The organism is Pseudomonas sp. Irchel 3E20, from assembly GCF_900187645.1.
Lineage (GTDB): Bacteria > Pseudomonadota > Gammaproteobacteria > Pseudomonadales > Pseudomonadaceae > Aquipseudomonas.
Map to the genome: position 1 here is coordinate 53,306 of NZ_FYEE01000009.1, position 13,587 is coordinate 66,892.

The following is a 13,587-nucleotide window of genomic DNA, read 5'->3' on the forward strand; positions in this document are numbered from 1 at the left end:
ATGCAGGAAAAAAGTGGCGAAACGCCTTGGACGGGCAAACCTACACCGCCTATCGGCTTTTTTCGACGCTCGATGTACGAAATTTCTATCGACCCCCTATCCGACCACGTCAACCGCCCACCAATCGGGTAGCAACTGGCGCACCCGGGGTTCGGCAAAACGGTCGTCGATCAACATCACCATGCCTTGGTCCTCGGGCGTGCGGATCACCCGCCCGGCGGCCTGCACCACTTTTTGCAGGCCGGGATAGAGGTAAGTGTAGTCATAGCCGTTACCGAATATTGCCGTCATCCGCTGGCGCAACTGTTCGTTGACCGGGTTGACCTGGGCCAGCCCCAACGTGGCGATAAAGGCGCCGATCAACCGCGCGCCCGGCAGGTCGATGCCCTCGCCGAACGCCCCACCCAACACGGCGAAGCCCACGCCTTGGCTGCTGGCGGTGAACTGCTGCAAAAAAACCTGGCGCTGGCCCTCGTCCATGCCCCGCGATTGCGGCCACAACGGGATGTGGGGGTAGCGCTCGGCCAGTAGCTGGGCCACCTGTTGCAAGTAATCGAAGCTGCTGAAAAACGCCAGGTAGTTGCCCGGGCGCTGGCCAAAGCGTTCGGCGATCAATTCGACAATCGGCCCCAGGGACTGCTGGCGGTGGGTATAGCGGGTGGAAATACGGCGGATGACCTGCACCTGCAACTGCTCGGCCTTGAACGGCGATTCGACGTCGATCCACACCGTGTCGGCGGGCAGGCCCAGCAGGTCAGCGTAATAGCGCCGAGGGTTGAGGGTGGCGGAAAACAGCACGCAACTGCGCGCCGCTTTCAGCCGCGGGCCGATGAACCCGGCCGGCACCACGTTGCGCAGGCACAGGCGCGACAGGCTCTTCTTGGCGCTGAGGTCGCGCTTGCTGATGTCGAACAGAAACTGGCCGTCGAACAGCTCACCCACGCGGATAAATTGCAGCGCCTCGAAATAGAGCCCTTGCAGGGCGCTGTCCAGGCCCTGGGGGTGGTCGTTCTGGTAGTCGCCGATGGCCGTCACGCAAGTGCCCAGCGCCGCCAGCAGTTTGCCCGGCGCCTCGGGGTAGGCCTGGTACGGCGCGATTTGCGCCTTGTGCAGGGCGTTCCATTCCCGGTTCAGCCGCTGCAAAGGCTTTTTCAGCACCTGGGGGGCGCTGCGCCGCACCTGGTCGAGGCTCGATTGATCGAGGCTCGCGCTGTACATCTGCCGCGCCCGCTCCACCAGGTTATGGGCCTCGTCCACCAGCACCGCGACGCGCCATTGGTTGAGCTGGGCCAGGCCGAACAACAGGGCACTGAAATCGAAGTAGTAGTTGTAGTCCGCCACCACCAGGTCGGCCCAACGCGCCATTTCCTGGCTCAGGTAATAGGGGCAGACCTCATGCGCCAAGGCGATGGCCCGCAACCCCGGCTGATCCCAGCAACCGCTGGCGGTGGCCGCTTGCCGGGCGGCGGGCAGCCGATCGTAGAAGCCCCGGGCCAGGGGGCAGGACTGGCCGTGGCAGGCTTTATCCGGGTGCTCACAGGCCTTGTCCCGGGCTACCAGCTCCAGCACCCGCAGCGGCAACGCCGGGTGGCTGTGGCGCAGCACCTGCGTTGCGTCCAGGGCCAGGGCCCGGCCCGGGGTCTTGGCAGTGAGGAACAGCACCTTGTCCAGGCGCTGCGGCGCCAGGGCCTTGAGCATCGGGAACAGCGTGCCCAGGGTCTTGCCAATGCCCGTGGTGGCCTGGGCCATCAGGCAGCGCCCGGTGCTGACAGCCTTGAACACCGACTCGGCGAGGTGGCGCTGGCCGGGGCGGAAATCGCCATGGGGGAAGCGTAAGTGGGCGGCTTCGCGGTCACGGGCGGCGCGGTGGTCGCTTTCCTGGGCGGCCCAGTGCAGGAACACCGCGCACTGGCGGTTGAAGAATGCCTCCAGGGCCTGGGCCGTCCAGTGTTCGCTCAAGCAGGTTTCCCGCTCGTTGGTGACATCGAAGTACACCAGGGCCAGGTGCAGGTCGGGCAATTGCAGCTGCTGGCACATCAACCAGCCATACACCCGGGCCTGGGCCCAGTGCAATTGCCGATGGTTGTCGGGCATGGCCGCCAGGTCGCCGCGGTAGGTTTTCACCTCTTCGAGGCGGTTTTGCTGCGGGTCGTAGCCATCCGCCCGGCCCCGCACCCGCAGGCCTTGGTACTGGCCCTCCAAAGCAATTTCGCTTTGATAGCCCGGTGCCCGCCGCGAGGCCACCGTGCGGTGCCCGGCCATGCCTTCCAGGGCCGTGGGCGATGGCGTGAAGCGCAGGTCGAGGTCGCCGCACTTGGCGGTGAATTCACACAGGGCGCGCACCGCCACGCTGTAGTTCATGGCGCCCCCGGCGCCCATTGCACGTAGCACACCGCCACGGGCATGGCGTGTTCTTCGCAGAACGCCAGCCAGCGCAGCTGGTTGTCTTGCAGGCGATCGCCGGGGCCTTTGACTTCGATCATGCGATAGGTTTTTTGCGCGGGGAAAAACTGGATCAGGTCCGGCATACCGGCGCGGTTGGCGCGGATATCCAGCAGCAGGCGATTGAACCACAGCTTCAGGTGCTCAGCCGGCAGGCACGCCAAGGCCTGCTCCAGCAGCGCTTCGCTGAGCGCGCCCCAGAACACGAACGGCGACTGGATGCCGAATTTCTGCCGGTAGCGTTCACCGATAGTGGCCAGGTAGCGGCCATCGTCCAGCTCCGCCAGGCAGGCGCGCAGCAACTCACTGCGCCGCTCATGGAAGTCTTCGCTGAGCAGGTCTGCCGGGCCGCGCTGGAACGGGTGGAAGAACGCCCCCGGCACCGGGGCGAAAATCGCCGGCCAGCACAGCAGGCCGAACAGCGAGTTGATAAGGCTGTTTTCCACGTAATGCACGGGTGCGGCGGCAGCGTCCAGGTGAGCCTGCACGCAGAACTCCACCGCCAGCCCCGCTTCGCTCCTGGGCAGGCACAGGTCCAGGCGTTCGGCCGCCTGGGTTTTGCGCCGCGGCTGGGGCGGGCCGCCCAGTTTGCGCCGCAGGCGCGGCAAGGTGCGCAGCAATTGCTGCTGTTCGGCGCCGCTGTGGGGTTGGGCGGCGATGGCTTCGGCCAGGGCCAACGCGGCGCCTGGTTCGCCACCGCGCTCTAGCACGCGGATCAAGCGCAGCCGCGCCCCAGGGTAACTGCTGGCGCGGTACAGCGCCTCGGCGGCGGGCCAGTCGGCCAGGCGCTCGCAGTGCTGGCCGACCTGGAACAGCAACTTGGCCTGGCGCCGTTGCAGCCAGGGGTTGGCGGTGTGCAAGCGGTTGATCCCTTCGATCACTTCCGCCAGGCAGGCGCCCTCTTCAAAGCGGCGCTGGTGCTCGTACAGGTGCAGGTAGCCGTCAACGTCTTCACGGCAGCGCAAACCCCGGGATTCGCTGCAAAATTCGACCTTTTCGTAGACAAACACCCCAAGGTCGGCCAACACGAACTCGGACCAGTCCTGGTGCAGGTTGCCGAAGAACATCAGCCGCAGGCGATCGCACAGCGCCATGATGGTCAGGCCAAACAACCGGTCCTGCACCTGCGGGGCCCATTGGCCGAAGGTTTGTGCGGTGTGGAAGCTAGCTTCCAGGTCTGCCAGCCATTGGCTTTTTTTGCCCTTGGGCCGGGGGATGGCCTCCTTGAAGCACTGGAGGATCTCGGGTTTGAGCAATACCTCGAACAGCTCGGCCAGGCTCAGCGGCACCTGTTCATCGACCCAACCCAGGGCCAGCAAGGGCGCCACGGCTGTGGCGGTGTCGCCGATTTCGCTGTAGCTGAGCTTGCTGGCACGAAAGTGCACGCCCTTGCGCATCACCATGCGCACCAGCAACCCCTGGGCCGGTTGAGGCAATTGCTGGAAGTCGGCGATGAATTGCCGCTCGGCTTCGCTGAGCACGTCGCCATAGCGCTGCTCCAGCCAGGCCAGCACTTGCAGGAAGTTGTGCAGGTAATAGAACGGATGGTCGAGAGGGTTGGACATCACGGATCGAAAGCGCCACGGGTCGAATACTGGTTATACATACAGATAGCAGTTTGTCGCCGTACCTGGCAAACCCAAATGGATGGACGGCTTCACAGTTTTCCCTCGCCGCCGCGAACTTTCTGACACTTTTCAGGACAAAGTGCCATCAATGCTCAATGGTTTTTCCACATGCACGAGGCATATCCATGAAGATCAAGACCCTGGCCCTGGCTGTTCTCGCCACGGCGGCGCTGGCCGGTTGTGCGTCGCCGACGGTGGTCACCCTGCAGAACGGCACCCAGTACCTGACCCGGGATGTACCGGACACCAAGACCGCCGACGGTTTCTATGAGTTCGAGGATATTTCCGGGCGCAAAGTGCGGGTCAAGGCCGACGAAGTGGCCACCGTGCGCAAGGCTGATTGACAGCACCCACGGGGTGCTCCATTTGAACGGTCGAACGTGACATTCCCAAGGCTGGAAACCTTATTCCAGCCACCTGCCTGACAAATACATGACACGCGTCATACTTTTGCCAGGCAATTGCTAAAGGGTTTAAAAAAACCGATTAAATAGCGGCAATCTGATGCTAGGGTTAGCACTCAACGGGCACGGCCAAGCAGGCCCTGTCGTTCCTACCGCGAGCTAAAGGAAGCGCTCAATGACACAGGTGGGCACCCCATGAACAAGACGTTTTCCAACAAGGTGACCTTTCCCAACGCTTGCCAGCTGATGCGATGGCATTTTCACCCCGTGGGTTTCGAAGCCAGCATGGACGCACCCGGCAGCCTGATTGCGCGGTTGTTCGACCGCCAGAGCGGCGAAACCATGATCGCCATTGCCGGCATCCCCTGCGCGACGGTGATGAACGCCACCGATGTGGAACGGATCATCGAAGCCATCGAGGCTGAGCTTGAGTGCTTTGTACCTCCATCGAGCCTTAAGAGTTTTGGCTAAGCCACTGATTTAAAACAATACTTATCACATTGCAGGACGGCGTCGTTGTGGGGGCGGGCTCGCCCGCGATGGGCTTTCCGGTCGATAGGTATGTCGAATCAGACATCGCCATCGCGGGCAAGCCCGCTCCCACAGGGTGAGCTATCAGCCTGCCCCATCAGCCCTTTGCACCCCGCAGGTCATTGAAGAACGGCTTATCCCCCGCCACCCGGTCCGAGGCCTTGGGCTGGTGAGCAGCTCGCCCGTCAGGCCCATCGACATACCAGTAGCAGTGCTTCACCGCCCGGGTAATGCCCACGTAGGCCAGGCGCAGGGTTTCGTCCTGCTGGGCGCTGTCATAGGGCTCGGCGTCGCCGTCACGGCCCAGGCCGGCCAAGGGGTACACCTGGTTCTTGTAGGGCGAACGGGTCAAGTGCTGGCAATCGCCCAGCAGAAAAACCGCATCCGCCTGTAGGCCCTTGGCGCTGTGATAGGTCAGCTGTTTAAGGCGGCGCTGCTCGGGAGGCAAGCTAGAATCCACATTAACTACAGACTGAATATGCTCTTCAATCAATAGCTTATCGCTCACTCCTCGATACAACATCAAGATCGAATCGCCTTGGCGATAATGCTCGATCAAACGCTGGGCCAGGGCCGGGCCATCGCGCTCCAGCACGGTGACCGGCACCAAGGCCTTGGGTTCGCCGCAAGCCTTGGCCTTTTTCCCAGGGATGGTCGCAGCCGCTCGTACGATGTGCTCTGCCGCATCGATGATGTGCTGGTGGCTGCGGTAGTTGTCGCTGAGCATCACCCGGGTGGTAGCAGGCGACGGGAACTCTTTGTTGAACGCCATGAAGTACTGGGGCGAACTGCCGCGCCAACCATAGATCGACTGCCAGTCGTCCCCCACGCACAGCAGCGACGAACGTTGTGCGCCGCGCCCCACGTGCATGGCCGGGCCGCGGCTGCGGATTTCCCGCAGGCTGGCCCGCAGCCACGAGACGATCTGCGGCGAGACGTCCTGGAATTCGTCGATCATCAGGTGCGACAACGGCCGCAGGGTGGCGTCGCCGAGCAGTTTGAAGTTCTGCGGCGAATGTTCGCTAAACAGCGCGAACATGCGGTTATAGGACATGATCGGCGGCGACTGGTCGAGTAAGTGGTCTTCCAGGGCCCGCCAGTACAGGCTCAGGGCCTCGAAGAAGAAACGGTCCGGGTCGTCCTGGGCGAAGCGCATGCGGCCCACGGCCATGGGCACGTCCAGCCCCAGGTTTTCGATAAAACTGGCGGCGGCTACGAAGCAGTCGAGCAAAGGCGCGGAACTGAGCTCACCCTTGACCTTGTAGTCGAAACCCGGCCCGGCGCTGGCATCACCGCCCAGGGTGGCTAAGACACGTTTTCCTGATTGGTAGTTATCCAACCAAATCAAAGGTTTATCGCAGAAAGCTTGAAACAGGGTGCGTTTAACCGCCCACTCCGCGCGCACCGACAGACGGGCGCCGGGGCGCGTCAGTTGGGCGCTTTCCCCCGGATCGAAGCCGAGCATCACCCAGGCCTCCAACTCGCGGCAGTAGCCGTGGCAATGAAAAGTAGCGCCGTTGATCTGGAAGGTTTGGCGCTTGGCTTCGATGCCCTTGATCGGCCAGGCCTTGGCCTGGCGCCAGAGGTTTTCCACGCTGTCACACAGCTCCACATCGCGCTGGGCCGCCAGTTCGGTCACCGCCACGCGTTTTTGCACGTCCGGGTGGTCACGCTCCAGTTCCTTGAGCTGCAAGGCGTGGCGCGACAGCGGCTTGATGAGGTCGCGAAAACGCGCCTCGCTCTGGAACAGGCGATGGTAGGCGCCATTGAGGTACTGGCGCTGGGTGTCGTTGAGGCGCAGGTCGAACGGGTTGCTGTCGGCCTCCTCCTCGCCGCCGCGGGCGTTGAGGTTCTCGAACGCCTGCAAGCGCTCGAACCCCGGCAGGCTGCGCACCATGGGCAGGATGCGCGAGTGAAAGGTGCGCACCAGGTCGCGCCCCTGGGCCGGGCTCAGGGCCAGGCCCCAGAGGGCGAAGGTGGCCATCAGTTTGCGAATGAAGTCCTTGCGCGACTCACGGGTGAAGGTCACCACGGTCAGAGAATCGAGCTCGAAACCCAGGTAGTGGTGCAGCACCAGCACCCGCAGCACCAGAGACGTTGATTTGCCCGCCCCCGCGCCGGCCACTACCGAGGTGGACGGCGTGTCGCTGAAGATCATTTTCCACTGCGCGGCGCTGGGCTGGCTGTGCTCGGGCAACCGCCGCGCCACATCGGCCTTGATGCGTTTTTTCAGCTCCGCCCCCAGGGGCAGGCGCCAGTCGTCGAACAGGTGATCGTCCACGCCAGGAGCCGGGTGCTCTGTGCAGCGCGAATCGCGGATCAACAACACCTGGCGCCCCGCTTCCAGCCCTTCCTGGTGCCCCTCGCGGTAACCGTATTCCACGCCTGCGCTGTGGCCGCTGCGAAAGCCGTCCGCCTGGCCGTGCAGCCACGAAGCGCGGTGCTGGGCGTGCAAGCGGCTCAGGCCATGGCCAAAAAACCGCGCCATCAGGCGTTTGAACAGGGGCATTTGCGCCAGGGGCACGAGTTCGGGAGGAAGTTGGGGGTTGTGCTGCGACACGCTGACTCCTGGGTGTGAGGCGGTGGGGCGCTATGGTCGCGCCATTCGCTGGTGAGTTCTAGTCAAATGCTTGTGGTTCATTGGCTTAGGCGATTCATTGAAGGTGGCGACTGAGTGTTTGGCCAAAAAAAACATCGACAAACCAGATTGATTCAGCGGATTTTTTGCGCTTTTTATCGATGCTTGGCTGATGGAAGATGCCTCCCATCAACCGCGGACAGCCCTTTGGCACGCCGCTACAGGAGACGCTCATGCTGCAACTTCGACCCTTCACTTCCCTGGGCGGCGCCCACCACGGCTGGTTGGATGCCCATCATCACTTTTCGTTCGCCGAGTACTACGACCCCCAACGCATGAACTGGGGCAACCTGCGGGTGTGGAACGACGACGTGATCGCCCCTGGTAGCGGCTTCCCGACCCACCCCCACCGGGACATGGAAATCATCACCTATGTGCGTGAAGGCGCCATCAGCCACGCCGACAACCTGGGTAACAAGGGCCGCACCGAGGCTGGTGATGTGCAGGTGATGAGCGCCGGCACTGGCATCGCCCACAGCGAATACAACCTGGAAACCACGCCCACGCGGATTTTCCAGATCTGGATTGTGCCCAGCGAAGCCGGCTCGCCGCCGTCGTGGGGCGCCAAGCCTTTCCCCAAAGGCTTGCGCGAAGGGTTTGTGACCCTGGCCAGCGGCAAGGACGGCGATGACCAGAGCCTGCGCATCCGTGCCGACGCACGGCTGGTGGCCGCCAACCTCAAGGCCGGGGAAAGCGCCGAGTACAGCCTCGACGCCGGGCGCCGGGCGTACCTGGTGCCCGCCACCGGGGTAATCGAGGTCAATGGGTTACGGGCTCAAGCCCGGGATGGGGTGGCGATCGAAGACGAGCGGGTGTTGCGCGTCACCGCGCTGCAAGACAGCGAGGTCGTACTGGTCGACCTCGCCTAGCCACCGTTGTTGTAGCAAGCGGGCTTGCCCGCGCGGGGGCGCAAAGCGCCCCTCGCGTGTAGCACCTGGCCGGTTTTTTACGGCCGCTGTGCGCCCGAGCGCAAGCATGCAGAGGTGCCCTGCCCCTACGCGCTGATCGCGCCATCGACCAGGGCCTGGGCTTCTTGCACCAGTTGCTGGAGGTGGGCGTCGCCGAGGAAGCTTTCGGCGTAGATCTTGTAGATGTCTTCGGTGCCCGAGGGGCGTGCGGCAAACCAGCCGTTTTCGGTCATCACCTTCAAACCGCCAATGGCCTGATCGTTGCCCGGGGCGTGGCTGAGGATGCTTTGAATCGGCTCCCCCGCCAGTTCGGTGGACGTGACCTGCTGCGGCGACAGCTTGCCCAGCAGGGCTTTTTGCTGCGGGTTGGCCTTGGCATCGACGCGCACGGCGAAGGGCTCGCCCAACTCGTCGGTGAGGGCGCGGTAGGCCTGGCTCGGGTCGCGGCCGGTGCGGGCGGTCATTTCGGCGGCCAACAGGGCCGGGATCAAGCCATCCTTGTCGGTGCTCCAGACCCCGCCATCACGGCGCAGGAACGAGGCGCCGGCGCTTTCTTCGCCGCCAAAGCCCAGGGAGCCGTCGAACAGGCCTTCGGCAAACCACTTGAACCCCACCGGCACTTCGTAGAGGCGACGCCCCAGGCGCCGAGCCACGCGGTCGATCAAGCCGCTGCTGACCACGGTCTTGCCCACGGCCGCATCGGCGCGCCAATGCGGGCGGTTCTGGAACAGGTAGTCGATGGACACCGCCAGGTAGTTATTGGGGGCCAAGAGGCCACCACTGGGAGTGACGATGCCGTGGCGGTCGTGGTCCGGGTCACAGGCGAACGCCACGTCGTAGCGGTCCTTGAGGCCGATCAGGCCCTGCATGGCATGGCTGGAGGACGGGTCCATGCGGATCTGCCCGTCCCAGTCCACGCACATGAAGCGGAACGTCGGGTCGACGCTGGTGTTGACCACGTCCAGGTCCAGGCGATAGTGCTCGGCAATCGCCGACCAGTAGCGCACCCCGGCGCCGCCCAGCGGATCGACGCCCAGACGCAGGCCGGCGTTGCGGATGGCCTCCAGGTCGATGACGTTGGCCAGGTCTGCCACGTAGGTGTTGAGGTAGTCGTGGCGGTGCGTGGTGTCGGCCTTGAGGGCCTGGGCGTAGCTGATGCGCTTGACCCCGGCCAGCCGCGCGGCCAGCAGTTCGTTGGCCTTGGCCTCGATCCACTTGGTGATATGGGTGTCGGCCGGGCCGCCGTTGGTGGGGTTGTACTTGTAGCCACCGCTCTGCGGCGGGTTGTGGGACGGCGTGATGACGATGCCATCGGCCAGGCCCGAGACGCGGCCACGGTTGTAGCACAGGATGGCGTGGGAGACGGCCGGTGTGGGCGTGTACTCGTCGCCCTCGGCGATCATCACCGTGACGCCGTTGGCAGCGAACACTTCCAGGGCACTGGTGCCGGCCGGCGTGGACAAGGCGTGGGTGTCGATGCCGACGAACAGCGGCCCGTCGATGCCTTGGGCCTGGCGGTACAGGCAGATCGCCTGGCTGATGGCCAGCACATGCCATTCGTTGAAGCTCAGTTCAAAGGAGGTGCCGCGATGGCCGGAGGTGCCAAAGGCCACGCGTTGGGTTGGCACACTGGCATCCGGTTGGCCGGTGTAATAAGCCGTCACCAGTCGCGGGATATCGACCAACAAATGTGCTGGTGCCGGTTTGCCCGCCAAAGGACTGACTGTCATGCAAAACCTCGGGAAAAGGAGAGATCGGGGGAAAGTCGTGCAGTTTACTGGCACTTTGACCACCCGGCGACCGTATCTATCCCCTGCCCTGCAAGTTGTTTTGCCGCACCCGGCGGTTCAGTCCAGCCATTCCAGGCGCAGGGCGTCGGCCAGGCTGCCCAACGCCGCTTCCAAGTTGTGGGGGCCGCTGTAGGTGTGGCTCAGGCGCAAGCTCTGGGTGTGGAAACCGCAGATGCTGAACAACTCCCCCGGCGCCACGACAATGCGCTGTTTGAGGAGGCGCTGGAACACCCGGCGCACGTCCACCGGGCGCACCGAGCGCACCCACAGCGTGGCGCCACCGGCCGGCAGCGACCATTGCAGCGAATCGGCGAAGCGCTCTTGCAGCAGTTGCACCATTTGCTGCATACGTTCCTTGAGCATGCGCCGCAGGATCGACAGGTGCTGGTCGAGGCGGCCATTGGCGTACAGGCGGGCGATCGCCTTTTGGCGGATCGGCGACAGGCGAAAGGCCCGCAACAGGAAGTGGCGCTGCAGCTCGACGCTCAACTGGCGCGACAGCAGGTAGCCGTAAGGCGCCTCCGGGCCGATGGTTTTCTCGAAAGTGGAGAACACGATCAGGCGATCGGCGCTGACCAGGTCGCGCAGGCGCCACTGCGCCGGCTGGAAGGCCAGTTCGCCGTAGGTGTCGTTTTCCAGCACCCAGCAGCCACTGACCTCCAGCAGGTGGGCCAGGCGCCGCCGCTCGTTGACCGGCATGCGGGCGCCGGTGGGCATGTTGATGTCCGAGGACAAGAGCACCAGGCGTACGTCCTGGATGTCGAACAGGTGCACCAGGTTCGCCAGGTCGAGGCAGCCGTCGTCCTTGAGGGGCAATTCGATCACCTGCACCCCGGCGCTTTGCAGCAGGCGCAGGATCGCCCAGTCACAGGGCGACTCCACCAACACGGTGGCGCCCTTGAGGGCCAGCACGTTGATAAGGATTTCCAGTACCCCGCGCAGGTCCGCGCCGATGTAGACGTCGTCGGCGTGCCAGCAACGCAGGGGCGATGTGGTGTAACGCGCCGCCAGGGCGGTGCGCAGTTCCAGTTCGCCGCACGGTTGGGACAGGCTTTGCGACTGGCGCGGGTATTGGCGCACCAGTTCGCGCTCGAGCAGCAGCAAGGGGCTGTCCAGCGATTGCAGCAGGGCCGGTTCGTCGTTGCACAGCACCAGCATGTCGGGGCGGCGTGTGCTGACGTAGAGAATTTCCAATAAGTCGGCGCCGCTGCTGTAGGCGCTGTAGGTGGAGACGGGGAGCGCGTAATAGCCGGACTTGGCCACCGAATACACCCGCCCTTCCTTTTCCAATAGCGAATAGGCGTACTGGATCGTTGAGATCGAGACATTCAGGCGATCAGCCAAATGGCGCAGGGAAGGCAACTTGACCCGCGCATCGGTGCCAACTTCGCTGATGAGGTTGGTCAGGTAACGGTAGACCGCCTGATAGGCGAAGTCCGTCTGGCGCACGCCTCTCATGGGCAACCACCGCCAGCCCAGGGAGCACAGGTGCAAAACCATCCCTGACGAAGCCGGGCCGGTTTGCAGGCATTACACATGGGTTTCAACGCCCGATCGGCTCTTCAAGCGCCACGTCGCTACGCTCACCCAGGTGCCGGGCCACGCCAGTTTCCGGCAGCGGCGGGAGGTTGCTGTCGTGGGCAGGCAAGGTGTACAGCTTGCCCAACAACGGCAGTGGCAAACCGCTGACGTCTCCCAGCCACTGGACCACTTGGTCCATCGCCGGCTCGCCGCGCAACGCCTTATGCACCTCTGCCAGGCCCACCAACATCTGCGGGTGGCAGGCGCGCATGAACCGCTCCAGGCCCGCCGCGCCATTGACGAACGGCGCGAACAGCAGGCACACCAGTTGCACCTCGCTCAAGCCCAGGCTTTGGCTGAGTAGCAGGTCGGCCTGCAAGCGCCGATCTTCGATGCGCTCGGGAGTGCTGTAGTCGCTCAAGGTCAACTGGATCAGGTTCTCGCAGAGGTTTTTCTTGCGCATCAGCACCGTGGTCAACTGCAGGTACTGGCGCACCCCTTCTTCATAGCTCAAGCCATTGACGTAGCGCGCCTGCAAGCCATAGGCATGGGTCATCAACAGCGGGCTGGCGTAGAGGTTTTCGCAGGGGGTGTCCCAGTGCATGCCGAGGAACTCGCATAGCAGGGATTCACGCGCCCCTTCGCTCTCGCTGACCAAGTCGTGCAGGCCCAGGTAGGACACCGGGCGGCGTACCTCGAAGTGCCCAGGGGCGTGGTCGCAGGTTTCGCTCAGTTGTGGGCAGAGCTGGCGATAGTAGTCCTGGCCAAAGTCATTCAGGACCCGGAACAGGTCACCGAAGTCCAGCACTGCGCGGCTCTCGCCGCGCTGGCCAAGCTGTCGCGCCGCCACCACAAAGGCTTGCAAGTACTGGCGCTGCTCACGGGGGCTGTGGCTGCTGACCAGGGTATCGACGGCCTTGTTCCAGTACGCCACTTTGCCCAGAAAATTACCCGAGGCCAGGCGATGGCTGTCCCCCATTTCCAAGTGCCGGTCACTGGCTGCCAGGTGGCCGCTCATCAATACATTGCGCCGGTACAACTCACGGCCTTGGGGCGACAGCGGGGCCTGATGGTTGAACGCCAGTACCTCGGCGCCATCAAGCATCAGCACTTCCACCCGCGGATCGTCGTAGACGAACAATGCGCTGAAGCTGCGATGGATATTGTTCAGCGTCGCCTGCTCCTGGCCGGGATGACGCAGGGTGGCCACCCGCAGGTTGAAGGTCGCGGGCGCGCGCCCGGCGATGCTCAACTGGGCGGCCCGCAGGAAGGCCAGGGTGTAGCTGCTTTCGCGGGTGCCGGAGTGGGTCACCAGCACCTTGTGCCCACCAATGTGCTCCATCCCGCCGGCCTCGACCACCAGGCGCTGGATAAACAGCTGCAACGCGGTGCGCTCACCACGGGAGAAGAAGCCCAGCAAGCGATGCAGCACCTGCTGGTACACATAGTTCATGGCTTGATCGTGAATAGTAGTCATGGTCGATGTACCTGAATTTGCAAAATATCAGTGGCAAGCGAACAACCTCGATTTGAGTCGTGGGTTGCCGCTAAAGTTAAAGTGTGCGCCCAGGTGGAGGGCATTCAGTTACCAAATATTAACACTGCACCAAACTAGCAGCCTTACCAGGAAGGAACTAAAGTTGCCTAAGAATATTCCTACAACAACCTACAACCAATGATTACATTGTTTTTTAGACAGCACTTATACCGCACACTCAAGCCAAC

The 13,587-nt window shown here is 63.5% G+C and carries 9 protein-coding genes; 3 read left to right on the forward strand and 6 right to left on the reverse strand.

Features of this window, described 5'->3' with window-relative positions; translation table 11 throughout:
- Positions 1-96: 96 nt before the first annotated feature.
- Both CKW13_RS16925 and CKW13_RS16930 read right to left on the reverse strand, forming a co-directional pair.
- Positions 97-2,361, reverse strand: coding sequence for an ATP-dependent DNA helicase (locus CKW13_RS16925; protein WP_095109874.1), 2,265 nt, complete (start codon positions 2,359-2,361; stop codon positions 97-99).
- Positions 2,358-4,007, reverse strand: a complete 1,650-nt coding sequence (locus CKW13_RS16930) for a VRR-NUC domain-containing protein (RefSeq protein WP_256576608.1) — start codon at positions 4,005-4,007, stop codon at positions 2,358-2,360. Before CKW13_RS16930 ends, CKW13_RS16925 begins: the two co-directional genes overlap by 4 nt.
- 188 nt (positions 4,008-4,195) lie before the next feature.
- On the opposite strand from CKW13_RS16930, the gene CKW13_RS16935 reads away from it, so the two are divergent.
- Both CKW13_RS16935 and CKW13_RS16940 read left to right on the forward strand, forming a co-directional pair.
- Complete coding sequence (locus tag CKW13_RS16935) at positions 4,196-4,414, forward strand: YgdI/YgdR family lipoprotein (protein ID WP_095109744.1); 219 nt, start codon at positions 4,196-4,198, stop codon at positions 4,412-4,414.
- Positions 4,415-4,669: 255 nt separating this feature from the next.
- Positions 4,670-4,945, forward strand: a complete 276-nt coding sequence (locus tag CKW13_RS16940; RefSeq protein WP_095109745.1) for a DUF1652 domain-containing protein — start codon at positions 4,670-4,672, stop codon at positions 4,943-4,945.
- 157 nt (positions 4,946-5,102) lie between these two features.
- Here the strand turns inward: CKW13_RS16940 and CKW13_RS16945 are convergent, their stop codons facing one another.
- Positions 5,103-7,565 carry a UvrD-helicase domain-containing protein gene (locus CKW13_RS16945; RefSeq protein ID WP_095109746.1) on the reverse strand — a complete coding sequence of 821 codons (2,463 nt, stop codon included), beginning with the start codon at positions 7,563-7,565 and terminating at the stop codon, positions 5,103-5,105.
- A gap of 251 nt (positions 7,566-7,816) precedes the next feature.
- Here CKW13_RS16945 and CKW13_RS16950 point away from each other — a divergent pair, with 251 nt between their 5' ends.
- On the forward strand, positions 7,817-8,512 hold the full coding sequence (locus tag CKW13_RS16950; protein ID WP_095109747.1) for a pirin family protein: 696 nt from the start codon (positions 7,817-7,819) through the stop codon (positions 8,510-8,512).
- Between the two features lie 125 nt (positions 8,513-8,637).
- Here the strand turns inward: CKW13_RS16950 and pgm are convergent, their stop codons facing one another.
- From pgm to CKW13_RS16965, 3 genes are all read right to left on the reverse strand, one after another.
- A complete protein-coding gene (pgm, locus tag CKW13_RS16955) occupies positions 8,638-10,281 on the reverse strand; it encodes a phosphoglucomutase (alpha-D-glucose-1,6-bisphosphate-dependent) (RefSeq protein WP_095109748.1) in 1,644 nt (547 codons plus the stop codon).
- A gap of 117 nt (positions 10,282-10,398) precedes the next feature.
- A complete protein-coding gene (locus tag CKW13_RS16960; RefSeq protein WP_095109749.1) occupies positions 10,399-11,799 on the reverse strand; it encodes a PLP-dependent aminotransferase family protein in 1,401 nt (466 codons plus the stop codon).
- 85 nt (positions 11,800-11,884) lie between these two features.
- Positions 11,885-13,339, reverse strand: a complete 1,455-nt coding sequence (locus tag CKW13_RS16965; RefSeq protein ID WP_141233986.1) for a hypothetical protein — start codon at positions 13,337-13,339, stop codon at positions 11,885-11,887.
- Between the last annotated feature and the right edge of the window lie 248 nt (positions 13,340-13,587).

Excerpts from the sequence above, each read along its gene's own strand:
- CKW13_RS16925 (WP_095109874.1), bottom strand. The coding sequence starts at position 2,361 with ATGAACTACAGCGTGGCGGTGCGCGCCCTGTGTGAATTCACCGCCAAG.
- CKW13_RS16930 (WP_256576608.1), bottom strand. The coding sequence starts at position 4,007 with ATGTCCAACCCTCTCGACCATCCGTTCTATTACCTGCACAACTTCCTG.
- CKW13_RS16935 (WP_095109744.1), top strand. The coding sequence starts at position 4,196 with ATGAAGATCAAGACCCTGGCCCTGGCTGTTCTCGCCACGGCGGCGCTG.
- CKW13_RS16940 (WP_095109745.1), top strand. The coding sequence starts at position 4,670 with ATGAACAAGACGTTTTCCAACAAGGTGACCTTTCCCAACGCTTGCCAG.
- CKW13_RS16950 (WP_095109747.1), top strand. The coding sequence starts at position 7,817 with ATGCTGCAACTTCGACCCTTCACTTCCCTGGGCGGCGCCCACCACGGC.
- pgm (WP_095109748.1), bottom strand. The coding sequence starts at position 10,281 with ATGACAGTCAGTCCTTTGGCGGGCAAACCGGCACCAGCACATTTGTTG.
- CKW13_RS16960 (WP_095109749.1), bottom strand. The coding sequence starts at position 11,799 with ATGAGAGGCGTGCGCCAGACGGACTTCGCCTATCAGGCGGTCTACCGT.
- CKW13_RS16965 (WP_141233986.1), bottom strand. The coding sequence starts at position 13,339 with ATGACTACTATTCACGATCAAGCCATGAACTATGTGTACCAGCAGGTG.